Below are 23,513 nucleotides of genomic sequence, written 5' to 3'. Positions count from 1 at the left end.
CGAGTATTATCTGACCATCGGTCAGACGATTACGGAGGTGCCATGCCGGCCATCGCGGTGTCGCAACTGGTGAAGACCTACGGATCGACCCGCGCCCTCGACGGCTTCGACCTGCGGGTCGAGCCCGGCGAGGTGCACGGCTTCCTCGGTCCCAACGGGGCGGGCAAGTCGACCACGATCCGCATCCTGCTCGGCCTGCTGCGCCGGGACTCGGGCGACGTCACCGTCCTCGGCGGCGACCCGTGGCGCGACGCCGTCGCCCTGCACCGCCGCCTGGCATACGTCCCCGGCGACGTCAACCTGTGGCCCAACCTCACCGGCGGCGAGGTCATCGACCTGCTCGGCTCGCTGCGCGGCGGCCTCGACCACCGGCGCCGCGACGACCTGCTGGAACGGTTCGAACTCGACCCGACCAGGAAGTGCCGGACCTACTCCAAGGGCAACCGGCAGAAGACCGCCATCGTCGCCGCCCTCGCGTCCGACGTCGAACTCCTCGTGCTCGACGAACCGACCTCCGGCCTCGACCCGCTGATGGAGGCGGTGTTCCAGGACTGCGTACGCCAGGTCCGGACGGGCGGCACCACCGTCCTGCTCTCCAGCCACGTGCTGGCCGAGGTGGAGGCGCTCTGCGACCGGGTGACCATCGTGCGCGCCGGCCGCGTCGTGGAGTCCGGCACCCTCGCCGAACTGCGGCACCTGACCCGGGTGTCGGTGGCCGTACGCACCGCCCACCCGGTCGACCGGCTCGACGCCGTACCCGGCGTGCACGACCTGCGCGCCGACGGCGACACCATGCACCTCGAGGTCGACTCCGAACACCTCGGCGCGGTCCTACGGCTCCTCGCCGACCACGACATCCGCTCGCTGAACAGTGCGCCGCCGAGCCTCGACGAACTGTTCATGCGGCACTACGGCGACCGGCCGGCGCCGGCCACCAGCCCTGCCGGTGCCCGGTGAACGCGCTCGCCGGCACCGGCCGCCTCGCCCGGCTGGCGCTGCTCCGCGACCGGATCACGCTTTCGGTCTGGATCGCCGGCGTGACCGCGGTCGGGTTCGCCGTCGCCGCCAGCGTCGCCGACCTCTACGGGGCCGAGTCCGACCGCCTGGCGTACGCCGGCACCACCGCGGTCAGCGTCGTCGCCCGCGCCTTCAACAGCCCCGTTTCCGGCGCCAGCCTCGGCTCGATCGTCGTCGCCGAGACGTTCACCTCGCTGGCCGTCCTCGTCGCCCTGATGACGACGTTCACCGTCGTACGGCACACCCGGCAGAACGAGGAGACCGGCCGGTTCGAGCTGACCGGTTCGGCGATGGTCGGCCGGCACGCCCCGCTCGCCGCCGCGCTCGCCGTCGCCGTCGGCGCCGACCTGCTGATCGGGGCCTGCGTCGCGGCGGCCCTGGTCGGCCTCGGCCTGCCGCTCTCCGGGGCGCTGGCCTACGGGGCGGCGCTCGCCGGTGTCGGCGTCGCCTTCGCCGCCGTCGCCGCGGTGACCGCCCAGGTCTTCTCGACGTCGCGGGCCGCCAACTCGGCGGCCGCGATGGCGGTCGGCGTCGCCTTCGGACTGCGCGCCGTCGGCGACGCCCTCGGCACCGTCGACGCCGACGGGCTGGGGGTCACCAGCGCCTGGCCGTCGTGGCTCTCCCCGCTCGGCTGGGCCAACCAGGTACGCCCGTTCGACGCCGACCACTTCGGCCTGCTGGCGTTGCCGGCCGTCTTCGGGCTCCTCGCCGGCACCGTCGCCGCCGTGCTCGTCGAGCGCCGCGACGCCGGTACCGGACTCGTCGCCCCGCGCCCCGGCCCGGCCCGTGCCGGCGCCGGGCTGCGTACGGCCACCGGCCTCGCCTGGCGCCTGCACCGGGGCGGGCTGCTGGGCTGGGCGATCGGGCTGGCCGTGCTCGGCGTGGCGATGGGGGCCGTCACCGACGAGGTCGACGCCCTGGTCGGCGACAACGCCGGGCTCGCCGACGCGATCGCCCAACTCGGCGGCACCGGCGGACTCGTCGACGCCTTCCTCGCCACGATCATGTCGTTCGTGGCCCTGATGGTCGCCGGGTACGCCGTACAGGCCGTCCTGCGGGCGTACGTCGAGGAGGGCGCCGGCCGGCTGGAGGCGGTCGCGGCCGGCGCGGTGTCCCGCTCCCGCTGGCTCGGCGGCCACCTCGCGTGCGCGGCCGGCGGCGTGCTCGTGCTGTTGGCGCTGACCGGCGCGACCATCGGCCTGGCCTACGCGGCGACCGTCGACGGCACTGCCGGTGTCATGGCCGAGACGGCCCGGATGACCGGCGCGGCACTGGCCCACGCCCCGGCGGTGTTCGTGCTCGCCGGTGTCGTCGTCGCCGGGTTCGGGCTGCTGCCCCGCTGGTCGGCCGCGATCGCCTGGACCGCGCTGGCGCTGTGCGCGCTGGCCGGACAGTTCGGGGCCGTCCTCGACCTGCCCACCGCCGTCGTGAACGCCTCGCCGTTCAGCCACGTGCCCGCCGTACCGGTCGACGAGGTGACCGCCGGTCCGCTGCTGGCCCTGCTCGCGGTGGCCGCCGGCCTGCTCGCCGTCGGGATGGTCGCCTTCCGGCGCCGCGACCTGGCCCTTTGAGGCGCCTTCCGGCGCCGCGACCCGGCCCGGTGACGCGCCGGTCGCCCGTGCTGTGCCGGCCGGGATCGCGCGGTGATTCCGGGCCGCCGGCCGGACCAGGATGGCCAGGATGGCGGCGAGCAGCGGGAGCCAGCCGAGCCGGGCACCGATCCAGGCCGGGCCGGTCGGATCGCCGAGCAGGCCCGGGACGGTCGCGCCGCTGCCCAGCAGCGCGGCCGTCCCGGCAACCGCGACCAGCACCGGCTGGTGACACAGGTAGATTCCGGTTGCCGCGACGTTGAGCCGCCGCACCGGCCGCCACCAGCGCGGCCGGTGCAGCAGCCGGGCTAGCCGGCGGCGCAGCAGCAGGGCCACCCCCACCTGGGTGACCGCCAGCGCGACCGCGACGAGCGACGGCGGGGCGAGGTTGGACACTCCCGCTCCGGGCACTCCCACCGCGCTCGCCGGGTAGCCGGCCAGCAGCACCAGACCGGCCATGGCGGCGGCACCGCCGAGGGTCAGGGTTCGGGCCGTGCGCCGCCCGGCGAGCCGGCCCCGCGCCAGCAGCAGACCGAGCAGGTACGGCACCAGCCAGCCGGCGAGCACCGCGAGCGGGATCCGGAGGTCGGCGGCGAGCGCCACGATCCCCGGGCCGGCAGCGACGGGTGGACCACCGGCGAGCCGCCCGAACCCGTCGCTTGCGGCGACGACGGCGACGGCCGGCAGCGCCACCGCGGCCGGCCCGAACCGGCGGACCGCGTCCAGCAGCGGACCGGTCAGGCCGATCAGCACCGCGAACGGCAGCAGAAACCACAGTGGACTGACCACGAGTGTCGCGACGGTCCGCAGCGTGCCCGCCGGCATGCCGAGGGCGGCCGCCGCCACCAGCGCCCCGCACCCGGCCGCGAGCAGCACCGCGGCGGGCACGGCCAGCCGGCGCAGCCGCAGCAGCAGCCAGCGTCGCCGGCCGACACCCCGCTCGTCGGCCCGGCCCAGCGACCGGGCCGAGGCGTAGCCACCGGTGAAGAAGAAGAGGCCGAGGGTCTGCGACACCCAGGTCGCCGGGGCCAGCCACGGCATCGCGGCCAGTGGGCTGGCGTGCCCCAGCGTGCCGTCGGGGGCCACCACCAGCGCGGTGACGAGCCAGTGCCCGACGATCACCCCGAGGATCGCGTACGCCCGCACCCCGTCGACCGCCCGGTCCCGGCCGCCGTCCGGTTGAGCCGTCATCGGCCGACGGCCGGCGCGGGCCGGACCGGCGCGTTCGTGGCCGGTGCGTCCGTGGCCCGTGCGGCCAGGACGACATCGGCCAGGGCGCGCAGCGTCGTACCGCCCGGGACGAGGTAGTCGTCGTGGCCGGCACCGTCGTCGACCGGCAGCGGACGGGCGCCGAACGAGGGCGTGGCCGGTCGCGTACCGTGGCCGAGGCCGAGCAGCCGCACCGGTGGCAGCCGGCGGATCCAGTCGCCGGCTGCCTCGGCGGCCCAGATCCGGGCCGTGCCGCCCAGGCCGGACACGTCGTCGGCCCCCATCCCGACACCGCCGAGCGCGACCAGGTCGGTCACCTGGCAGGGCAGGTCGGCGGCGGCCATCCCGACGACGAGCGCACCGTAGCTGTGGCCGACCAGGGTGATCGCCACGCCCGGCCGGCGGGCGGCCAGGTCCCGGGCGAAGGCGGCGAGCAGGACGGCACCGTCCCGGGCGCTGTCCGGGCGGGCCGCCGCCCAGCCGATGCCGTCCGGCGGGTCGTAGCCGAGCCAGGCGACCACCGCGACCCGGGGATCGGCGGCGCGCAGTTGCCCGTACAGCGCCCGGGCCTGTACCGAAGGCGCGCGGTGGGCGACGCCGCCGAGCCCCCGGTCGAAGTCCCGCAGGGTGCTGGACACCCCGGGGACCAGCACCGCGATCCGGTCCGCGCCGGCGAGGTCGCCGACCACCTCGACCGCCCGGCCGCCGCCCCGCCGGTCGAAGACGAGAAGCCGTCGGCCGCTCGCGGCCCATTCCGCGTACGGGCCGCCCGCGGCCAGCATCGCCGCCGCCGGGCTCGGGGCAGCGTACGGATCCGCCGTCGGGCCGGCCCGCACCGGCTGCGCGGCCGGCCCGAGCAGCCCCAGCCCGAGCAGCACCGTCGTCGCGTGCGCGGCCAGCCGCCGCCTCGTCGGTCCTCGACCCATCGCCCCGTCCCTCCGGTCCGCGAACTACCGCGTCGACCGGAAGACTGCGGGGCGGGGCCGGCTCCGGTCGTCACCCCACGGGGCCGTTCCCGGCGTAGACCCGTGGAGCTACTCGCCGGCGGTGACCAGACCCGACTCGTACGCGGTCACCACCGCCTGGGCGCGGTCGCGCAGGTTCAGCTTGGCCAGGATCCGCCCGACATGGGTCTTGACGGTCTGTTCGGCGACCACGAGGTCGGCGGCGATCTCCGAGTTCGAGCGGCCCCGGGCGATCAGCCGCAGCACCTCGGTCTCCCGGGCGGTGAGCCCGGCCAGCGACACCGGACGCGGCCGGTCCCGGCCCGGCCGGGCGGCGAACTCGGCGATCAGCCGCCGGGTCACCGCCGGGGCCAGGAGCGCGTCGCCCGCCGCGACCACCCGGACGGCGTGCACCAGTTCGGCGGCCGGCGCGTCCTTGAGCAGGAAGCCGCTGGCCCCCGCCCGCAGCGCCGCGTAGACGTAGTCGTCCAGGTCGAAGGTGGTCAGGATGAGCACCCGGGGGTGGTCCACGGCGGGCCGGTCGCCGAGCAGTTGCCGGGTCGCGGCGAGGCCGTCCAGCACGGGCATCCGGACGTCCATCAGCACCACGTCCGGGTTCAGCCGGCGGGCGGCGGCGACCGCCTCGGCGCCGTTGGCCGCGTCGCCCACGACCAGCAGGTCGGGCTGGGCGGCGAGCAGGGCGCCGAAGCCCTGCCGGACCATCGCCTGGTCGTCCGCGATCAATACCCGGATCATCGATCCCGCCCCCGCTTTTCCACCTCGATACTCCCCGGACGTGGGCCGGCGGCGTACGGCAGCCGCGCGACGACCGCGAAGCCGCCGCTGTCCACCGGGCCGGCGTGGAAGCTGCCGTCGAGCAGCCGGGCCCGCTCGCGCATGCCGGTCAGCCCGTGCCCGGCCGGCCCGGTGACACCGGAGTACGGGCCGTTCTCGACCCGTAGCGCCAGCTCCCCGACACCGGGGAGCAGGGCGACCCGGACCGCCGCGCCCGGTGCGTGCCGGGCGGCGTTGGCCAGTGCCTCCTGCACGATCCGGTACGCGGTCAACCCGACCGCCTCCGGTGGCGCCGGGGCACCCACCGGATCACCCTCCAGGGTGACCGTCATGCCGGCCCGCCGGGCCGCCTCGACCAGTTCGGGTACGTCGACCAGGCCGGGCTGCGGCGCCGTCTGCGGATCGGTGGCGTCACTGCGCAGCACCCCGAGCAGCCGGCGCATGTCGGTGAGGGCGTCGCGGGCCGATCCGGCGATCGCCGCGAACTCGGCGCGCGCCGGATCGGGCACCGACTCCAGCCGGTACGGTGCCGTCTCCGCCTGCACCGCGATCATCGACATGTGGTGGGCCACCACGTCGTGCAGCTCGCGCGCTATCCGGGTCCGTTCCTCGAGCACCGCGCGACGGGCCTTCTCCAGCTCGCTCACCTCGGCCTGCTCGACCAGCGCCCGCTGGCTCTGCCGGCGCCGGCGGACCTGGTCGCCGACGACCAGGGTCACGACGACGAGAACCGTGACGCCGTGCGCGTTGGCCAGCGCCGGGACCGACAGGTAGACCGGCAGCAGGGTGAGCAGTCCGGCCCAGGCGGCGACGCCGGCGTCGGCACGGACGGCGAGCAGGACGAGCACGAACAGGAACCCGAAGATCTGCACCGGGTTCCACGGCCAGGACTCTTCCGGGCGGGCGTGCAGCGCGCCCAGGAAGAGCATCGGATAGCCGAGCCGCCAGGCCCAGAGCGGCGCCCGCAGGGCGATCCCGGCCGGCAGGGTGGCGCCGATGCCGAGCGCGATCGCGGCCGGTTCGGGCAGCCCCCTGGCGTCCTGAAGGTACTGCGCCGCCGCGACGGTCAGCCCGATCAGGCCGAGCAGCCCGGCCTGCACCAGGTAGGGCCGGAAGCGCCGCCACCGCCCGGCCGGCTCGGCGCGATACGGCGGGTAGTCCGGACCGACGAGCAGCCGCCGCAGGTCCCGCGGCGCGGCCCGGAGCGCGTCGATCGGATCGTCCATCATCCGCAGCGTACGGCCCTGGTGGCGGGCCGTCGTGCCACCACGGGACCAACCGGCGGTCATACCCGGGTAGGGGGTGCCGCGCCGGCCGGTCACCCGCGGGCAGGGAGCGCGGCTGTGGTACTGATGGATCATGAGTAGCGGGTTCCGGCGTTTCTGGGAGCAGGCCAGGGAGAACCGCCGGCAGCAGGACAGGTTCAACCGGCAGCACAAGTCCAAGAATCCGGACGGCTGCTGTGACTGCTGCGGGTTCGGGCTGTTCTCGACCCTGCTGATGCTCGGTTCGACGACGGCGGCGGTGACCCGGGCGCCGGCGGTGGACCGGGCGGGGGTGGCGGCGATCCGGGGCTACCGGCGGTGGCTGTCGCCGCACTGGCCGGGGCGGTGCCACTTCACCCCGACCTGCGGCGCGTACGGCCTGACAGCGGTGGAGCGGTACGGGCTGGCGGCCGGTGGCCGGATGGCCGCCGAACGGGTGCGCCGCTGCCGTCCCGGCGTACCGCACGGCACCCACGACCCGGTGCGCTGACAGTCGGGCGGGGTGCGCGGGGGAACCCGGTTTGGGACTCCCGTCGATCAGGGAAAGCGTGCGGCGCTGGCACTCGCGCGGAAGCCGAGCGTCCGGCGGCCGGGTATCACTGCCGGGGTCCACAGCGAATTCGCTGTTCCTACGCCGAATTCGCTGTGGACGGCGACAGCGACCCTGCCCCTCCCCGTACGGACACCGCCCGCCGAAGTCCGCCGGAACCGGTCACTGGTAGCCGCGGATCTCCTTGAACACCGCGCCGAGCGAGCCGGTCCGCGCGTCGAACGTACGTCCCCCGGTCAGCGTGGCGATCTCGGTCATCTCGCCGACGTTCCCCTCGCCGAACAGCAGGGTGAAGACCGGCACCGACCGGATCGTGGCCGGCAGCCCGGCGTGCAGGCTCCGGAACGCGTCCAGGCTCCGGCCCACCGTACGCTCCCCGTCGGTCAGCAGCACGACGCTGGTGAACCGGCCCGGATCGGCCGTGTCGAGGTCGCGGGCCAGTTCCAGGCCCCGGGCGAGCGCGTCGTAGATCGCGGTGTCGCCGTTGGCGGAGAACCCCTGTACGTCGGCGCGGATCCGGTCGAGGGTCGGCCGCGGGTCGTCGGACGGTACGTCGAACCGGCGCGGCTCCTGGACCGTGGTGCTGAACGGCACGAGGATCACCTGCTCGCGACCGTTGAACCGGGTCAGTTCGCCGGACAGCGAGGTGTCCGCGCCGGAGAGCCCGAGCAGGGCGGACTGCAGTCCCTCCAGGCGGTTGCCGCGCATCGACCCGGACAGGTCGAGCAGGTAGATGGTGCGGGCCGGTTTGCGCAGCGTGTCACCGAAGCTCGACACGAGCTTGTTCGCGACCTCGTAGCGGGTCGGGAACGGCAGCTCGACCAGGCCGCCGTCGGTGGGGCCGAAGTCGCTGGCCAGGCTGATCCCGGTGACGGCCGGCCGGCGGTGCGTCCGCTCCATGATCTTGGCCTGGGTCGACGGCCGGCGCAGGAAGTCGGCGATCGCGGCGTGGTTGGCCCGGGCCTGCTCGCCAGCGCCGGCGAGCAGGGTCAGCGGGTAGTCGGCGGTGACCACCCCGTCGGCGGGGTAGATCACGGTGAGCGGCTCGGCCAGCCGGCCGCCGGCGTTGAGTGACAGCAGCACCGACTCGTAGTTGATGAGGCCGCCCAGCGGGACGCCGGCGGTCTGCCGGTGCACGTACGCGTCCGCGAGCCAGCCGGACGACCCGGACGTCAGGGCGTGCCCGGTGAAGAACGACTGCAACCGGGGCGTCAGCGCGGTGATCTCGTCGGTGGTCAGCGCCCGGCCGGTGCCGGCCAGGGCGGCGGCCACCCCGACCAGGGCCGAGTAACCGGAGTTGGAGGTCGCCGGGCTGGTCATCCCGTACGTGAACTCGCCCTCGCCGGCCGCGGCGGCGATCTCGCTCCACGTCGGACGGTTCTTGTCCCAGCCGAGCCGTTGCGCCGTCGAGGTCCGCAGCCCCAGCACCACCGGCGAGTTCGCCACCTTGGCGTCGACGCCGATCTTGTCGCCGGCGTCCGGGTGCAGTTCGAGGTAGCGGTTGCTGGAGAACCAGATCGCGTCGTGGTCGCGCGCGGCCGCGCCGCTGGCGACCCGTTCGATCCCGTCGAGGGTGCCGATCTCGGTGAGTTGCACGGTGACGCCGGTCGCCTCCCGCGCCTCGTCGAGGATCGGGCGCAGGTCGGCCAGTTCGCTGCCGGCGAGCACCCGCAGGGTGCCCGAACCGCGCAGGTACGGGTCTTCGGATCCACTGGCCGGCGTGGTCGGTGCCGGGTCGGCGGTGCAGGCGGTCGCGAGTGCGAGCAGCACGGCGGCCAGCACCAGTCGGGGCGTACGGCGCACGGGAGTCCTCCTTGTCGTCACTGTCGTAGGTGCTGGTCGAGGGTGGTGAGCATGGCCTCGAACGCGGCCGGGTCGGGTGCGGGGGCGGCTTCGGGAAGCTGCGCGGGCAGCGGTGTCCCGGCGCCGGCCAGCCGGTCGAGCACGCCGGCGAAGGCGCCCTCGTCGCCGGTGCGGTAGCCGTGCTCGGCCGCGAGTGACCGCAGCGTCGGGTCGGTGGCCAGCAGCCGGCCGACCTCGTCGCCCTGTTCGGTGAACGCGACCACGGTGTGCGTGCTGAGCAGGGTGGGGGAGAGGTACATGAGGGTGGCGCCCGACGGCAGCGTCCCGGCGGTCGCCGCCTCGATGTACTGGGCCTCGTAGGCGAGCACCAGCGGGGCGAAGTTCAGGCCCTGGGTCAGGTACCTCTCGAACGGGTCTCCGGTGGACCGCTCGAGCCCGCCCTGGTCGGTGAAGAGCTTCGCCACCTGGTCGAGCCCGTCGGGGCCGAGGTGGGTGGCGGCGAGCCAGGCGTATCCGGCCGCCGAACCGGAATAGCCGGGGTGCGTCGTGGTCACCAGCACGTCCCGCCGGGCCGGGTAGGCGACGTTGCCGGCGATCTGGTCCCAGCGCAGGTCACGGCCGGCCAGGTCGAGGTACGCGGCCAGGTCCAGCACCCAGTGCCCGGCCCCGCCGCGCCGGGCGACGCCCTCCTGCGCGAGCAGGTCGACGATGGAGGTGAACGTGGCCACCGCCAGCGGCGACCCGAACGGCTCGTACGTGCCGCTGGCCGGCCGGGCCCGGGAGACGGAGTCGGCGGCCTGCGCGCTGGCCGGGAAGCCGAAGTCGTAGCCGGCCAGCGCGTCGGCGGTGGCCATCTCCCGGGAACCGCGCGCGTCGATCTCCAGCCGGAGCCCGTGTTTCTCGAACGCCTCCCGTACCCGTGGGTCGGCGAAGAACGTCGCCTTCTCGGTGCCGACGACACCGCGTACCGTCGCCGGGTCGGATCCCGCGAGCAGGTAACCGACGGCGGCTCCGAGCACCGCCAGGACGGTAACCACGATCACTATGTTCCGAGGCCGCATCACGGCCGAATGGTGGCCGCCCTCCAACCGCTCCACGGTGGACGGCCGGCGAACAACCGGTGAACCCTGCGGCTACCGCGGGTACGCCCCGGTCAGCGGTGCGGCAGCAGGCGTGGGACCGTACGGACGTAGACCACCATGCCGACCACCTCGACCAGGGTCTGGGTGACGACCACCTGGGCCGCGACCGCGAACTGGTCCGGCAGGGCCAGGGCCAGCGGCAGCACGACCAGCGAGTTGCGGGTCGCGCCGCTGAACACGATCGCCCGGCCGTCGGGGACGTCCAGCCGGAACAGCCGGGCGACGGTGAGGCCGGCGAACGCCATCACGACCAGGAACGCCACGTAGAACGGCACGACCCGGGCGACGTCGGCGACGCGGTCGTCGAGCTTGGGGACCTGCGAGGCGACCACGGTCAGCAGGGTCGCCGCCATCAGCGGCACCATCGCCGTGCCGGCGGCACCGGCGAACCGCCGCCCGGCCGGCCGCCGGGCGGCCCATGCCTGGGTCAGCCAGGCCAGCGCCAGCGGTACGACGATCAGCACGACGAACGCCTCGACGAACGGCCCCGTCTCGACGATCCCGGCCAGGTCCGGCCCCATGAACAGGTAGAGGTAGCCGGGCAGCAGCAGCAACTGGGCGAGCAGCAGCAGCGGCGTCGCCGCCAGCAGCCGCTGCCGGCTGCCGCCGGCCAGGCCACTGAACACGATGACGTAGTCGACGCACGGGGTCAGCAGGACCAGGAGCACCCCCAGCCGTACGGCCCGGTCGGCGGGGAGGAACGCGAACATCGCGGCGACCACCAGCGGCACCACCACGAAGTTGACGGCCAGCGCGGCCGCCAGGAACCGGCCGGCCCGCAGCGACCGGGCCAGGTCGGCGACCGGCACCTGCAGGAACGTCACGTACAGCAGGGCCGCCAGCACCGGGTTGATCGCGTGTTCGAGTCCCGGTCCGGCTCCGGGCAGGACCCGGCCCGCCACGGCACCGGCCACGATCGCCCCGACGTAGACCGCGACCTGGTGCCGTTCCAGGCCGGCCACCAGCCCCTGCGCTGCTCGCGACACCCGGGTCTCCTTCGGATCGGCCCGCAATTGTAGGAGACGACCGGCGGGTCAGGCGGTGGTGACCGGTCCGGTGAGCCGGACCTCACGCCCCGGCCAGCGGGCGCGCAGCCACCGGTCGTGGCTGGCGACCACGACGGCGCCGGGACCGGTGCCGAGCGCCTCCTCCAGTTCGTCGGCGAGCCGGGGCGACAGGTGGTTGGTGGGTTCGTCGAGCAGCAGCAGTTCGGGCGGGTCGGCCACGAGCAGTGCCAGCGCGAGCCGGCGGCGCTGGCCCACCGACAGGTCACCGACCGGGCGGGCGATGTCCCGGGGCCGGATCAGACCGAGCGACCGCAGCGGTACGGCCTCGGCGCGGGCGGGGCCGAGCGTCATCTCGTACGTCTCCCGCACGGAACGGTCCGGCCGCTCGAAGACGGTGTCCTGCGCCAGCAGGCCGACCTTCAGCCCGGACCGCCGCTGGATCCCGCCGGCGGCCGGCAGGTGTCCGGCCAGCACCGCGAGCAGCGTCGACTTGCCCGCCCCGTTCGCCCCGGTGACCAGCACCCGGTCGGTGTCCGACACGTCCAGGCGGTCGAGGCGCAGCCGGCCGGGCACCTCCACGTCGCGCAGCGACACCAGCAGCCCGGCGGCCGACCCGGTGGCGAGCGAGGTGGCCCGGAACCGCAGTGGCTCCGGCGGCTTGCGGACCTGGTCGCGTTCGAGTTCGTCGAGGCGGCGGGTGGCGTTGCGGACCCGGCGCGAGATCTGGTTCTGGACCCGGCCGGTGGTGTGGCCGAACCCCATCTTCTCGTTGTCGCGCCGGGCCCGGCCCGGCGCCACCTGGTGCGCGGTCACACTGGCGGAGCGCCGCAGCTCGGCGAGTTCCTCCTGCTCCTCGGCGAAGCGCCGCTGCCAGCGTTCCCGTTCGGCCCGCTTGTGCGCCTGGTAGTCGGTGTAGTTGCCGCCGAACCGGGTGGGGCCGTCCAGCGCCGGGTCGAGGTCGACCAGGTCGGTGCAGACGGCGTCGAGGAAGGCCCGGTCGTGGCTGGCCACCACGACCACCCCGGGCAGGCCGCGCAACTGCTCCTCGAGGAACGCCGCGGCGTCGTCGTCGAGATGGTTGGTGGGTTCGTCGAGCAGCAGCGCCACGGGCCGGCGGACGAGCAGCGCCGCCAGGGCGAGCCGGCCGCGCTGCCCGCCGGACAGCGACCCGAGGGTACGGTCGTGCGCCATCGCGCCGAGGCCGAGCCCGGCGAGGACGATCTCGGCCCGCCGGTCGGCGTCCCAGGCGTCGTGTTCCTGCGCCCGGTCGAGCCGTTCGCCGTACGCGGCGAGCAGGTCGGCGTAGCCGGGCGAGTCCGGCGGGAGGTCGGCGAGCGCGGCGGTGAGCCGGTCGAGTTCGGCGAGATCCGCGCGGGCCTCGCGCAGGGCGTCGTCGAGCACGTCGGCGATCGTCGCGTCGGCCCGGAACGGCATCTCCTGGTGCAGGAACCCGAGGTCGGCGGGGCGTACGACGGTGCCGGTGTCGGGCTCGTCGGTGCCGGCGAGCAGCCGCAACAGGGTCGACTTGCCGGTGCCGTTCTCTCCGATCAGCCCGATCCGGTGGCCGGGCGCGGCGGTCAGTGAGACGCCGTCGAGCACCCGGCGCGTGCCGAGGGTGCGGACGAGGTCATGGGCGAGCAGGGCTGCTCGAGGCATGGGACACCACCGACTGGAAGAGATCTTCCGCCCGCCGGGCAGTGCCTCGGGCGCGGGCGCGGGAAGGTGTCAGCGGCTCACATCGCGGCAAACGTACGTCGCCGCCGTCCGGTTCCGCAACCCGAATTACGCGGGGCCACCGGATCGGGTCGGCTGTCTCGTCGACGAGTGGTCGTCCAGGGTCCGGCGGTCGGCGCCCTGGAGCGCGGAGAGGGTGCGGGCCGCCCGGCGCGGGAGGCGGGTGAACAGGCGCATCAGCTGGGGTGTGGTCCGGGCGGCGAACCGGGTGCCGGGCACGAGTTGGCGTAGCGTGCTCGGCCCGACCCGACGGCCGCGCTCGACCGGCTCCCGCATCACCTGTTCGTAGCCGCGGAAGGCGGCGTGGTGGTCGCCGCCGGCGAGCGCGAGTTCGTTGGCGAGGACGTATCCGCCGAGGACGGCCAGGGCGGTGCCGCCGCCGACGGCCGGGCCGGGGGAGTAGCCGGCGTCGCCGACGAGGGTGACCCGGCCGCGTGACCAGGTGTCCATCCGGATCTGGCTGATCGAGTCGAGGTAGAGGTCAACCCGGACTCACCAACCGGGTGCTCGTCCCGGTCGAGCACACGGTGCCTGCCTCATCCCGTTACACCCTGTTCCACCAGGGGCGCGGCGACATGCTCGACCACATGCTCGTCACCCGCAACCTCCTGGCCCACTACCGGGGCTCGGAGATCCACAATGAGATCCTGCACGACGAGTCCGCCGCCTTCGGCACCGACCGGAAGTATCCGGAGTCCGACCACGCACCCGTCGTAGCCACCTTCGCCTTCTGAGCCCCGCCCGCCCTGGCGCCCTGCCCGTCAGGGGCGGCGGGGGTAGCGGGGTGGCGTCGATCATGGACAAACTGTGCCCGCTCTGTCGGGCTTGTCGCGCAACTAGTCCTTGATCAACGGGAGGTGGGGGCGGGGGGCGGGGGCGGGAGGCGGGTGAGGGTGGGGAGGCGGGCGCGGTGGTCGCGGTTGGCTTCGATGAGCCGGTCGAGGGCGTCCCGGGCCTCGGTGAGTTCCCCGATGTGGCCGGTGATGCGGTCCCGTTCCCGCACCATCCGTTCGAACGCCTCGTCGGAGTTCTGCTCGCTGGGTGAGTCGACGCAGGGCAGCAGTTCGGCGATGGTCCGGCTGGAGAGTCCGGCGGCGTACAGGCGCTGGATGAAGGCCACCCGCCCGATCTCGTCGCCGGTGTAGTGCCGCTGGCCGCTGGGACTGCGGGTGCTGACGAGCAGGCCCTGCTCCTCGTAGTAGCGCAGGGAGCGCACGCTCACGCCCGTCCGTGCCGCGAGGTCTCCGATCCGCATGCCGCCTCCGCGGTAACCCGTGTCTCAACGCTTGCATCTGACGTCAGTGTCAGGTTTTAGCGTAGCCGGGCGCCCGGTCGGCGGGCGTGCTCCCGTGAGACGTCTGGAAGGCAGTGCGGACTGTGACGACTCTTTTCGACCGCTACCGACTCGGCGAACTGGACCTGCCCAACCGGGTGGTGATGGCCCCGATGACCCGGGTCCGCGCGGCCGCGGGCGGCCTGGCGACGCCGTCGATGGCGACGTACTACGCCCAGCGCGCCACCGCCGGGCTCATCGTGACCGAGGGGGTGCAGCCGAGCCTGGTCGGGCAGTCCAACCCGGGAACGCCGGGGCTGCACACCGACGGGCAGGTGACGGCCTGGCGGCAGGTCACCGGTGCGGTGCACGCCAACGGCGGGCGCGTCTTCGCCCAGATCATGCACGGCGGCCGGGTGTCGCACCCGGAGACGACGGGGCTGCGGCCGGTCGGGCCGTCCGAGGTCCCGGCCGTCGGCGAGGTGTTCACCCCGACCGGACCGAAGCCGGCACCGGTCCCGCGGGCGCTTCCCACCGCGGAGGTGTCCGAGCACGCCCACTCCTACGCCGACGCCGCCCGGCGGGCCGTCGACGCCGGCTTCGACGGGGTGGAACTGCACGGCGCGAACGGCTACCTCATCGGCCAGTTCCTCTCCACCGACGCGAACCTGCGCACCGACCGCTACGGCGGGTCGATCGGCAACCGGATCCGGTTCGCGGTGGAGGCGGTGTCCGCGACCGTCGAGGCGGTCGGCGGCCACCGGACCGGCATCCGGCTGTCGCCCGGTGCCGGCATCTGGGGCGCGACGGAAACCGACGTACCCGAGCTGTACGGAGCACTGCTCGCCGAACTCGCGCCGCTCGGGCTGGCGTACGTCCACCTCGAGGCGACCACCGACGAGGAGGTGCTGCTCGGGCTCCGCGCCGCCTGGCCGGGCACCCTGGTGGTGAATCCGGCCTTCCCGATGGGGCCGCGTCCGACGGACCGGGCGGCCGCCGACCGCTGGCTGGGCCTCGGGGCGGACCTGATCAGCTTCGGCCGCGCCTTCATCGCCAACCCCGACCTCGTCGAGCGGCTGCGCCAGGGACTGCCGATCGCCCCGGACGACCCGGCGACCTGGTACGCCGGCGGCGACGCCGGATACCTCACCTACCCCGCGTACCGGCACGCGGTCTGACCCGTACGGCGCCGATGACAAAATACATCGAGCGAGATAGATTGATCCATCTCAACGAGGAGGGGTCATGGCGCTCGATCGTCGTTCGTTCCTGGGTAAGGTCGCCGCGACCGGAGCGGCCGCGGCCGTCGTGCCGACCCTGGCCCTGCCCGGCCGGGCGCAGGCCGCCACCTGGAAGAAGCGCCTGACCGGCGCCGACCTCGACACCAACAGCCGGTGGCGGGTCGCCGGCACCGACCTCGGCATCCCGTACGTGCTGGAGAACGGCTCGATCGGCTACCTGCTCGGCGACACGTTCGACACCCCGTGGCCGGAGGGGCCGCCGCTGCCCAACGACTGGCGTTCCCCGGTCATGCTGCGCTCCAACATCCACCCGGGAGCCCCGGGCGGGGTCGTCTTCGACAGCGCCGCCCGGGTCGCCGGCAACGGCCGGGCCCCGGAGCTGATGCACAACGGCCACAACGGGATCGGCATCGACGGCCTCTGGGAGGTGACCGTCATCCCCAACGACGGGATCAGCTTCCCCGAGACCGGCCGGCAGCTGATCTCGTACATGAGCATCGAGAACTGGCACTCGGCCGGGCCGGCCGGCCCGCAGTGGAAGTCCCGCTACGCCGGACTGGCCTACTCCGACAACGGCAACGACTTCATCCGTACGCCGCTGAAGTGGTGGAACAACGGCAACAACACCGACCCGTTCCAGATGTGGACGATGCAGCGGCACGGCGACTGGGTCTACGTCTTCTCGGTGCGGTCGGGGCGCCAGGACGGCCCGATGATGCTGCGCCGGGTGCGCTGGGACCGGCTGTTCTTCCCCGAGTCGTACGAGGGCTGGGGCTGGAACGGCAGTGACTGGGGCTGGGGCCGGCCGTGCACGCCGATCCTGACCGGCCGGTTCGGGGAGCCGTCGGTGCGCCGGCTCGCCGACGGCACCTGGGTGATGGCCTACCTGAACTGCGCCACCGGCAACATCGTCACCCGTACGGCGCCCGGCCCGGACCGGGTCTGGACCGCGGAGAAGATCCAGGTCACGCACTGGCAGGAGCCGGCCCTGTACGGCGGCTTCATCCACCCGTGGTCGGCGACCGGCACCAACAACCTGCACCTGATGGTCTCGAAGTGGACCCGGACCCCGGACGGGCGCAGCACCGCCTACCACGTGAGCCAGTTCGTCGGCACGGCCTGACGCCGGCGGTCAGTGGCGGGGGCCGGCCGTGTCGAGGCGGGACGTCTCGTTGTCGAGGATGATCTGCGCGTGTTCCAGCGCCCGGGAGCTGTAGACGCCCGAGGCGCGGGCGTCGAGCAGCGCCGTCTGCGCCGCCTGGAGCAGCAGCCGGCGCAGCTCGCGGCGCTGGTGCAGCCGGCCGGGTTCGGCCGGGTCGTGGGGTTCGGCGAGGGCCTTGGCGATCGCGGCGTTGTCGTGCCGGACCCGTTCCACCACCTTCGGGTCGAAGGGTTGCCCGTTGGCCTGACGCAGGTCGGGGTTGTCGAGCGTGGCGCCGCCGACGGTGGTGATCTCGTCGATCAGGCTGGCGAGTTCGCGCCGGTCGGCGTCGGCGTCCGAGCCTCTGATCCGTAGCTTTCGGATCACCAGGGGCAGGGTGCCGCCCTGGCCGAGCAGGGTGACGATGGCGACGGTGAACGCGATCAGGATGAGCTGCGGCCGGTAGGGCAGGTCAGCGGGCAGCGACTGGGCGGCGGCCAGCGTGACCACGCCGCGCATGCCGGACCAGCCGATGACGACGCCGCCGCGCCAGCCGAGTCCCTCGGCGGCCAGGAAGCTGGCGTCGGCCTGCTTGCGGCGCAGCCGCCGGGTGAGCCGGCGTAGCCGCCGGTCGTCGTCGGTGGTCCGCTGCTGAAGTTCGTCGACCCGGGCCAGGGCGTTCTTCAGGTACGGCGCGAGGCGGGCGGCCCGCCGTTGGTCGTGGCGCAGCGAGGCGATCAGCGGTACGACGTACGCGATCCGGACGACGACCAGTACGGCGGTCACGGCGAGGCCGACGGCGACGGCCCCGGCGACGCTCAGGTGCTGGTCCTCGACGTCGTGGACGATCGTGGTGATCTCGAAGCCCATCAGCAGGAAGACGCCGTTCTCCAGCAGCAGCTGGATGGTGCGCCAGTTGGTGCGGTCGCTGATCCTGGCCTGGGCGCTGAAGTGCCGGGCGCTCTGGTGCCCGGTGACCAGGCCGGCCACGACGACGGCGAGGACGCCGGAGGCGTGCAGTTCCTCGGCCGGGATGAAGGCCAGGAACGGCACCGCGAACGAGATCGCGGTGTTCAGCACCGGCTCGTCGACGCGGGCCCGGACCTGCACGGTGACCAGCCCGACGAGCAGGCCGACGACCAGGCCGACGGCGACGGCGATGACGAAGTCGCCGAGTACGCCCCAGAACGACACCACCCCGGCGGTCGCGGCGACGGCCGAGCGCAGCATCACCAGGGCGGTCGCGTCGTTGACCAGCCCCTCGCCCTCGAGGACGGTGACCAGGCGGGGCGGCAGTCCGAGCCGCTTGCCGATCGAGGTGGCCGCCACCGCGTCCGGCGGGCTGACGACGGCCCCGAGCGCGACGGCCGCGGCCAGGCCGAGGTCGGGCAGCAGCAGGTGCAGCAGGAACCCGATGGCGAAGGCGGAGACGAGCACCAGCAGGACGGCCAGGCTGCTGATGGCCTTGAAGTTGCGCCGGAAGTCGCTGGCCGGGAGGTTGACGGCCGCCGAGTAGAGGATCGGTGGCAGGACGACCATCAGGATCAGGTCGGGGTCGACGGCGAACTCGGGCGTGCCGGGCAGGTAGCTGCAGACGATGCCGACGACGACCAGGGCGATGGGGGCGGCGACCCCGATCCGGGGAGCGAAGTACGCCACCGTCACGATGATCAGGATCGCGGCCACGCCGAGAACGGCGAGTTCCATCTCCACGGTGTCACCGGCCTTCCCTCGCCCGTCCGGCCCGCGACGGCTCGTGCTCCCGGGCGGACGCCGTGTGCACTATATGTGACCATCCGTGGGGAACTCCCTGATCAGCGGGTGTGTCCCGGGGAGGGCGTGGGGGGAGTGGTCGCGCCGCCGGTGCAGGATGGCCCGATGAGTGCTGCGACGGTGCCCGTGGACCGGCACGCCGAGTTCGTCATCGCCGGTGAGCGTGGCCTGCTGTCCCGGAGCATGGAGTGGGCGGCGCACAGCCATCCCGTACACGAGCTGTTGTGGGTGCGGCGCGGGTCGATGTCGGTGACGGCCGGTCACCGGGTGTGGATGCTGCCGGCCGGGATCGGGGTGTGGATGCCGGCCGGTGTGGTCCACGCCGGTACGGCGGCGGCCGGCTCGGACTTCCACGCCAGCTTCTTCACCCCGCACACCGCCCGGCCGGGGCCGGTGGTGTGCTCGCCGGAGCCGGTGGCGCTGGAGGTCACCCCGCTGCTCGAGGGGTTGTTGGAGCACCTGCTCGCCGACGACCTGACGACCGGCGCCCGGCAGCGCGCGGAGGCGGTCGTGTTCGACCTGCTGCGTCCGTCGAGCCGGTCGTGGGGGTGGGCGATCCCCGACGACCCGCGCATCGGCGACCTGGTCCGGGCGCTGGTCGACGACCCGGGCGACCGCCGTTCGCTGCGCGAGTGGGCCGAGTCGGCCGGCCTGAGCAGCCGTACGCTGGCCCGCGCGTTCACCGCCTCGGCCGGTGTCTCCTTCACCCGCTGGCGGTCGATGCTGCGGGTCTACCGGGCGCAGCAGTTGCTGGCCGAGGGGTTGTCCGTGGCGGACGTCGCCGGGGCTGTGGGGTACGACACGACGAGTTCCTTCATCGAGGCGTTCCGCGCCGTGGTCGGGCGTAGCCCGGGGGCGTACCGCGCCATGCTGTCTGATTAGCCGTATTCGCTGGCACCGGGCCGGGATTGCGACGCACCCCAGGACATCCTAAGTTAGGCAAGGCAAACCTGGCTTGGAGGTCCGGTGACGATTGGTGCCGTCGTGGGCGACGTGCCGCGCGTACGAAGCGGCGGCGGTCGCGCCGTCGTGCTCGCCGGCATCGCCGTGGCACTGCTCGCCCTGGTCACGCTGAGCCTCTTCGTCGGCTCCGGCGACATCACCGCCGCCCAGAGCTGGCAGGCGCTGCGCGGCGTCGACCCGGACTCCCCGGCCGGGATCATCGTCCGCGACTACCGCGTACCCCGCACGATCCTGGCCGTCCTCGTCGGCGCCGGACTCGGCGTCGCCGGCGCGGTCACCCAGGCGCTGACCCGCAACCCGCTGGCCGACCCCGGCATCCTCGGCGTCAACTCCGGCGCCTTCTTCTTCGTCGCCGTCGCGGCCGGCTTCCTCGGCGTGACCTCCATCGCCGGGTACGTGTGGTTCGCCCTGCTCGGCGCGATGCTCACCTCCGTCCTGGTGTACCTGGTCGGCTCGACCGGCCGGCAGGGGACGAACCCGGTCAAGATCGTGCTGACCGGCGTCGCCGTCGGCGCGGTCTTCACCGGCCTCAGCTACGGCATCACGCTCACCCACCCCGACGTCTTCGACCGGATCCGGTTCTGGCAGGCCGGCTCGCTGCAGGGCCGCCAGATCGACGTCGTCGTCGGCGTCGCCCCGTTCCTGGTGATCGGCGTCGTGCTCGCGCTCATGCTCACCGCCGGCCTGAACGCGCTGGCCCTCGGCGACGACGTCGCCCGGTCCCTCGGCGCCCGGACCGCCGTCGTACGCGCCACCGGCTTCGCCGCGATCGCCCTGCTCTGCGGCGCCGCGACGGCCGCCGTCGGGCCGCTGTCGTTCGTCGGCCTGATGGTGCCGCACGCCGTCCGGATGATCGCCGGCCCCGACCAGCGGCGCGTCGTCCCGCTCTGCGTCCTGACCGCCCCGGTGCTGATGCTCACCGCCGACATCGCCGGCCGGGTACTGCTCGCCAACGAGGTACCGGTCGGCATCGTCGTCGCCTTCCTCGGCGCCCCGCTGCTCATCTGGCTCGTCCGGCGCCCGCAGGCAAGGGCACTGTGAGCAGGCCGGGCGAGGGCGCTGTGAGCGCGCCGGCCACCGTCGGCCCGCCCCCGCTGTGGCCGCGCCGCGTCCGGGTGCTGTCCCTCGGCGACTCGTACTGGCTGCGGATCGACACCCGGGTCCTCACCGTCGGCGCGGTCCTCGCCGCCGTGGCCGTCGGCGTCGCCGCCTGGTCGCTGACCGTCGGGCAGACCGAACTGTCACCGGCCCAGATCTGGGCCGCGCTGACCGGCCAGGGCGAGACCACCGTACGGCGCACCGTCGTCGAATGGCGGTTGCCCCGCGTCCTGATGGCGGTGCTCGGCGGGGCCGCCCTCGCGCTCAGCGGCGCCCTGTTCCAGACCCTGACCCGCAACCCGCTCGGCAGCCCCGACATCATCGGCTTCAACACCGGCGCGTACACCGGGGCGCTGCTGAGCGGCGTCCTGGTCGGTGGCTCGTACCTCGGCACCATCGTCGGCGCGCTCCTCGGCGGGCTCGGCACCGGGCTGCTGGTGTGGGCGCTCGCGATGCGTCGGGGCCTGCAGGGCTACCGCCTGATCGTCGTCGGCATCGGGGTCAGCGCCCTGCTCGCCGCCGTCAACGCGTACCTGCTGATCACCCTCAGTCTCGAACAGGCCGCCGCGGCGGCGATGTGGGGCGCCGGCTCGCTGGACACGACGACCTGGTCGCAACTGGTGCCGGTCGCGCTCGCCCTGCTCCTCCTGGCCCCGGTGACCGCCCTGCTCGGACGCGGGATGGGACTGCTGCCCCTCGGCGACGACGCCGCGATCGGCCGTGGCCTCGACGCCGGCCGGCTGCGGGTGTGGCTCCTGCTCGTCGGGGTCACCTTCACCGCCGTGGTGACCGCCGTCGCCGGCCCGATCTCCTTCGTCGCCCTGCTCGCCCCGCAACTCGCGGTCCGGCTGACCCGTACCCCGCACATCCCGCTGGCCTGCTCGGCCCTGATGGGCGCGGTACTGCTGACCGTCAGCGACCTCGTCGCCCGGACCGTGATCGCGCCCACCCAGCTTCCCGTCGGCGTGGTCACCGTCGTGCTCGGCGGCGTCTACCTCGTCTGGCTGCTCGCCGCCCGGACCCGAAAGGCCTGACATGGTCACCACCGAAGCCGGGACCGCCCCCGCCGCTCCCGCCCCCGCCGGCGCCGCCGACCAGGCCCGCCGGCTGGAGGTCACCGGCCTGCGGATCGGCTACGACGCCCGCGTCGTCGTCGACGACCTCGACCTGGCCGTACCGCCCAACTCGTTCTCGGTCATCGTCGGCCCCAACGCCTGCGGCAAGTCGACCCTGCTGCGCAGCCTGGCCCGGCTGCTCGCCCCGCAGCGCGGAACCGTGCTCCTCGACGGCGCCGACGTACGCTCCATGGGCACCAAGGAACTCGCCCGCAAGGTCGGCCTGCTGCCGCAGAGCACCACCGCCCCGGAGGCGATCACCGTCGTCGACCTGGTGGCCCGCGGCCGCTACCCGCACCAGCGCCTCTTCCGTTCCTGGTCGGCACAGGACGACGCCGCCGTCCGGGCCGCGCTGGAGGCGACCCGGCTGACCGCGCTCGCCCCCCGGCCGGTCGACGAACTCTCCGGCGGCCAGCGCCAGCGCGTCTGGATCGCCATGGTGCTCGCCCAGCAGACCCCGATCGTGCTGCTCGACGAGCCGACCACGTTCCTCGACATCGCCCACCAGATCGACGTACTCGACCTGTGCCGGACCCTGCACCAGCAGGGCCGCACCCTGGTCGCCGTCCTGCACGACCTCAACCAGGCCGCCCGCTACGCCAGCCACCTCATCGCCATGAGGGGCGGCGCCGTCGTCGCCCAGGGACCACCGGGCGAGGTGGTCACCGCCGGCCTGGTCGAGGAGGTCTTCGGCGTACGCGCCCGGATCCTCACCGACCCGGAGACCGGCACCCCGATCGTCGTCCCGCTGGCCACCGGCGCCGTCATCGCCGAGTCCTGAGACCCACCCGCACCACTACGACTAAGGAAAACCCATGCGCATCTCCCGCCTGTTCCCGCGCTGGTCGGCCGCCGCCGCGGTGGCCGTCCTGCTGGCCACCGGCGCCTGCTCCACCGGCGACGACGGCGGACCGTCCGGCGGCGAACTGCTCGGCTCGGTCGAGACCAACTACGGCCTCGTCGAGATCCCGAAGCCGGCCGACGGCGACCTCAAGGTCGTCGCCCTCGGCTGGTCCGACGGCGAGGTCGCCCTGTCGCTCGGCGTCAAGCCGGTCGCCATCTACGACTGGCAGGACCACGGCGAGGCCAACAAGGGCGTCGGCCCCTGGGCCACCGCCGCCTTCGGCGACTCGACCCCGGCCCTCATCGAGCGCGGCGGCGAGACGCTCAACTACGAGCAGATCCAGTCCTTCGAACCCGACGTCATCCTCAACGCCCGCAGCGCGTTCGACGACCAGGCGTACGCCCGGCTGAGCCAGATCGCCCCGACCGTGTTCGCGCCCAAGGGCACCCCCGACTTCGCGCTCGACTGGCGTACCCACACCACGCTCATCGCCCAGGCCCTCGGCCGGGTCGAACAGGGCCAGGCGCTGATCGCCGACCTCGACGCCACCTTCGCGAAGTACGTCGGCGAGAACCCGACCTTCCAGGGTGTCACCATTGTCTCCGGCTCCAAGTTCGGCGACGCGTACGGCGCCAACCTGCCCGGCGACGCCCGCTTCGACATGTACGGCAACCTCGGCTTCACCCTCAACCAGCCGGTGGCCGCGCTGCCCGCCTCCGGCTTCTTCGCCCCGGTCTCCGTCGAGCAGGTGCCGGCGATGGACGCCCAGGTCGCCGTGCTGACCACGATCGGCTACCCGATCAGCGCCATCCAGCAGGACCCGCTGATCTCCTCCCTCGACGTCGTCAAGGACGGTCGGACCGTGTTCCTCGACCCGGAGGGCGAGGCGATGCAGGGCGCCACCGCCGGAACCGTCGCCGGCCTGAAGGTCGCGCTCGCCGCCGTCGTACCGCAGTTGCGGGCCGCCGTCGCCAAGCTCGACCGCTGAACCGCCCGGTCGCGGGCGCGCG

The 23,513-nt window shown here is 73.9% G+C and carries 21 protein-coding genes and 1 pseudogene; 11 read left to right on the top strand and 11 right to left on the bottom strand.

All coding sequences use genetic code 11. The annotated features are described in order from the left end of the window. Nucleotides 1-42: 42 nt before the first annotated feature. Both QCD66_RS20725 and QCD66_RS20720 read left to right on the top strand, forming a co-directional pair. Complete coding sequence (locus QCD66_RS20725) at nt 43-957, top strand: ATP-binding cassette domain-containing protein (RefSeq protein WP_375732812.1); 915 nt, start codon at nt 43-45, stop codon at nt 955-957. Then, complete coding sequence (locus QCD66_RS20720) at nt 954-2,588, top strand: ABC transporter permease (protein WP_375732811.1); 1,635 nt, start codon at nt 954-956, stop codon at nt 2,586-2,588. Before QCD66_RS20725 ends, QCD66_RS20720 begins: the two co-directional genes overlap by 4 nt. Nucleotides 2,589-2,789: 201 nt before the next feature. Here QCD66_RS20720 and QCD66_RS20715 read toward each other — a convergent pair. The 4 genes and pseudogenes from QCD66_RS20715 to QCD66_RS20700 form a co-directional block, all read right to left on the bottom strand. Next, nucleotides 2,790-3,797: pseudogene (locus tag QCD66_RS20715) on the bottom strand (acyltransferase family protein); the annotation flags it as partial. Continuing rightward, nucleotides 3,794-4,741: an alpha/beta hydrolase gene (locus QCD66_RS20710; RefSeq protein WP_375732810.1), complete on the bottom strand. Its 948-nt coding sequence runs from the start codon at nt 4,739-4,741 to the stop codon at nt 3,794-3,796. The gene QCD66_RS20710 and the pseudogene QCD66_RS20715, both read right to left, overlap by 4 nt. A 108-nt stretch (nt 4,742-4,849) precedes the next feature. Further along, on the bottom strand, nt 4,850-5,515 hold the full coding sequence (locus QCD66_RS20705; protein ID WP_364206829.1) for a response regulator transcription factor: 666 nt from the start codon (nt 5,513-5,515) through the stop codon (nt 4,850-4,852). Further along, nucleotides 5,512-6,780, bottom strand: a complete 1,269-nt coding sequence (locus QCD66_RS20700) for a sensor histidine kinase (RefSeq protein WP_375732809.1) — start codon at nt 6,778-6,780, stop codon at nt 5,512-5,514. The genes QCD66_RS20705 and QCD66_RS20700 overlap by 4 nt, the downstream gene beginning before the upstream one ends. Nucleotides 6,781-6,913: 133 nt before the next feature. Between QCD66_RS20700 and yidD the strand changes: the two genes are divergently transcribed. Next, entirely contained in the window at nt 6,914-7,309 is a 396-nt protein-coding gene (yidD, locus tag QCD66_RS20695) for a membrane protein insertion efficiency factor YidD (RefSeq protein ID WP_375732808.1), read from the top strand. 222 nt (nt 7,310-7,531) lie between these two features. Here the strand turns inward: yidD and QCD66_RS20690 are convergent, their stop codons facing one another. From QCD66_RS20690 to QCD66_RS20670, 5 genes are all read right to left on the bottom strand, one after another. After that, nucleotides 7,532-9,172 (bottom strand): substrate-binding domain-containing protein, encoded by a 1,641-nt coding sequence (locus QCD66_RS20690; RefSeq protein WP_375732807.1) that lies wholly within the window; start codon nt 9,170-9,172, stop codon nt 7,532-7,534. Nucleotides 9,173-9,189: 17 nt separating this feature from the next. After that, on the bottom strand, nt 9,190-10,209 hold the full coding sequence (locus QCD66_RS20685) for a hypothetical protein (protein WP_375732806.1): 1,020 nt from the start codon (nt 10,207-10,209) through the stop codon (nt 9,190-9,192). A gap of 116 nt (nt 10,210-10,325) precedes the next feature. Then, entirely contained in the window at nt 10,326-11,300 is a 975-nt protein-coding gene (locus QCD66_RS20680; RefSeq protein WP_375732805.1) for a bile acid:sodium symporter, read from the bottom strand. Between the two features lie 48 nt (nt 11,301-11,348). Then, nucleotides 11,349-12,977, bottom strand: coding sequence for an ABC-F family ATP-binding cassette domain-containing protein (locus tag QCD66_RS20675; protein WP_375732804.1), 1,629 nt, complete (start codon nt 12,975-12,977; stop codon nt 11,349-11,351). Between the two features lie 126 nt (nt 12,978-13,103). Next, entirely contained in the window at nt 13,104-13,505 is a 402-nt protein-coding gene (locus QCD66_RS20670; protein ID WP_375732803.1) for a hypothetical protein, read from the bottom strand. Nucleotides 13,506-13,582: 77 nt separating this feature from the next. Here QCD66_RS20670 and QCD66_RS20665 point away from each other — a divergent pair, with 77 nt between their 5' ends. Continuing rightward, nucleotides 13,583-13,789 (top strand): hypothetical protein, encoded by a 207-nt coding sequence (locus QCD66_RS20665; protein WP_375732802.1) that lies wholly within the window; start codon nt 13,583-13,585, stop codon nt 13,787-13,789. 113 nt (nt 13,790-13,902) lie between these two features. Here the strand turns inward: QCD66_RS20665 and QCD66_RS20660 are convergent, their stop codons facing one another. Next, nucleotides 13,903-14,310, bottom strand: coding sequence for a MerR family transcriptional regulator (locus tag QCD66_RS20660; RefSeq protein WP_375732801.1), 408 nt, complete (start codon nt 14,308-14,310; stop codon nt 13,903-13,905). 122 nt (nt 14,311-14,432) lie between these two features. Between QCD66_RS20660 and QCD66_RS20655 the strand changes: the two genes are divergently transcribed. Together QCD66_RS20655 and QCD66_RS20650 are read left to right on the top strand one after the other, a co-directional pair. Next, on the top strand, nt 14,433-15,506 hold the full coding sequence (locus tag QCD66_RS20655) for an alkene reductase (RefSeq protein ID WP_364206810.1): 1,074 nt from the start codon (nt 14,433-14,435) through the stop codon (nt 15,504-15,506). A gap of 67 nt (nt 15,507-15,573) precedes the next feature. Next, nucleotides 15,574-16,692 carry a DUF4185 domain-containing protein gene (locus tag QCD66_RS20650; protein WP_357538944.1) on the top strand — a complete coding sequence of 373 codons (1,119 nt, stop codon included), beginning with the start codon at nt 15,574-15,576 and terminating at the stop codon, nt 16,690-16,692. A 9-nt stretch (nt 16,693-16,701) separates the two neighbouring features. On the opposite strand, the gene QCD66_RS20645 is transcribed toward QCD66_RS20650, so the two are convergent. After that, nucleotides 16,702-18,417 (bottom strand): cation:proton antiporter, encoded by a 1,716-nt coding sequence (locus QCD66_RS20645; protein ID WP_375732800.1) that lies wholly within the window; start codon nt 18,415-18,417, stop codon nt 16,702-16,704. Between the two features lie 171 nt (nt 18,418-18,588). Between QCD66_RS20645 and QCD66_RS20640 the strand changes: the two genes are divergently transcribed. The 5 genes from QCD66_RS20640 (at nt 18,589) to QCD66_RS20620 (ending at nt 23,491) form a co-directional block, all read left to right on the top strand. Beyond that, nucleotides 18,589-19,365: a helix-turn-helix domain-containing protein gene (locus QCD66_RS20640; protein WP_375732799.1), complete on the top strand. Its 777-nt coding sequence runs from the start codon at nt 18,589-18,591 to the stop codon at nt 19,363-19,365. Between the two features lie 84 nt (nt 19,366-19,449). Beyond that, a complete protein-coding gene (locus QCD66_RS20635) occupies nt 19,450-20,487 on the top strand; it encodes a FecCD family ABC transporter permease (protein WP_375732798.1) in 1,038 nt (345 codons plus the stop codon). A 20-nt stretch (nt 20,488-20,507) separates the two neighbouring features. Continuing rightward, nucleotides 20,508-21,578: a FecCD family ABC transporter permease gene (locus QCD66_RS20630; RefSeq protein ID WP_375732797.1), complete on the top strand. Its 1,071-nt coding sequence runs from the start codon at nt 20,508-20,510 to the stop codon at nt 21,576-21,578. Between the two features lie 88 nt (nt 21,579-21,666). Continuing rightward, the gene (locus QCD66_RS20625) at nt 21,667-22,440 is read left to right on the top strand and encodes an ABC transporter ATP-binding protein (protein ID WP_375732867.1); all 774 of its coding nucleotides are present in this window, start codon (nt 21,667-21,669) and stop codon (nt 22,438-22,440) included. 34 nt (nt 22,441-22,474) lie between these two features. Next, on the top strand, nt 22,475-23,491 hold the full coding sequence (locus tag QCD66_RS20620; protein WP_375732796.1) for an ABC transporter substrate-binding protein: 1,017 nt from the start codon (nt 22,475-22,477) through the stop codon (nt 23,489-23,491). The last annotated feature ends 22 nt before the right edge of the window (nt 23,492-23,513 follow it).

Origin of the sequence: Polymorphospora sp. A560 (assembly GCF_045781765.1) — a bacterium.
GTDB classification, from domain to species: Bacteria; Actinomycetota; Actinomycetes; order Mycobacteriales; family Micromonosporaceae; genus Polymorphospora; species Polymorphospora lycopeni.
Note: the sequence above shows the minus strand (reverse complement) of the source record. Positions and strands in the feature narration are given on the sequence as shown.

Excerpts from the sequence above, each read along its gene's own strand:
- QCD66_RS20725 (WP_375732812.1), top strand. The coding sequence starts at position 43 with ATGCCGGCCATCGCGGTGTCGCAACTGGTGAAGACCTACGGATCGACC.
- QCD66_RS20710 (WP_375732810.1), bottom strand. The coding sequence starts at position 4,741 with ATGGGTCGAGGACCGACGAGGCGGCGGCTGGCCGCGCACGCGACGACG.
- QCD66_RS20705 (WP_364206829.1), bottom strand. The coding sequence starts at position 5,515 with ATGATCCGGGTATTGATCGCGGACGACCAGGCGATGGTCCGGCAGGGC.
- QCD66_RS20700 (WP_375732809.1), bottom strand. The coding sequence starts at position 6,780 with ATGGACGATCCGATCGACGCGCTCCGGGCCGCGCCGCGGGACCTGCGG.
- yidD (WP_375732808.1), top strand. The coding sequence starts at position 6,914 with ATGAGTAGCGGGTTCCGGCGTTTCTGGGAGCAGGCCAGGGAGAACCGC.
- QCD66_RS20675 (WP_375732804.1), bottom strand. The coding sequence starts at position 12,977 with ATGCCTCGAGCAGCCCTGCTCGCCCATGACCTCGTCCGCACCCTCGGC.
- QCD66_RS20670 (WP_375732803.1), bottom strand. The coding sequence starts at position 13,505 with ATGGACACCTGGTCACGCGGCCGGGTCACCCTCGTCGGCGACGCCGGC.
- QCD66_RS20660 (WP_375732801.1), bottom strand. The coding sequence starts at position 14,310 with ATGCGGATCGGAGACCTCGCGGCACGGACGGGCGTGAGCGTGCGCTCC.
- QCD66_RS20650 (WP_357538944.1), top strand. The coding sequence starts at position 15,574 with ATGGCGCTCGATCGTCGTTCGTTCCTGGGTAAGGTCGCCGCGACCGGA.
- QCD66_RS20645 (WP_375732800.1), bottom strand. The coding sequence starts at position 18,417 with ATGGAACTCGCCGTTCTCGGCGTGGCCGCGATCCTGATCATCGTGACG.
- QCD66_RS20640 (WP_375732799.1), top strand. The coding sequence starts at position 18,589 with ATGAGTGCTGCGACGGTGCCCGTGGACCGGCACGCCGAGTTCGTCATC.
- QCD66_RS20620 (WP_375732796.1), top strand. The coding sequence starts at position 22,475 with ATGCGCATCTCCCGCCTGTTCCCGCGCTGGTCGGCCGCCGCCGCGGTG.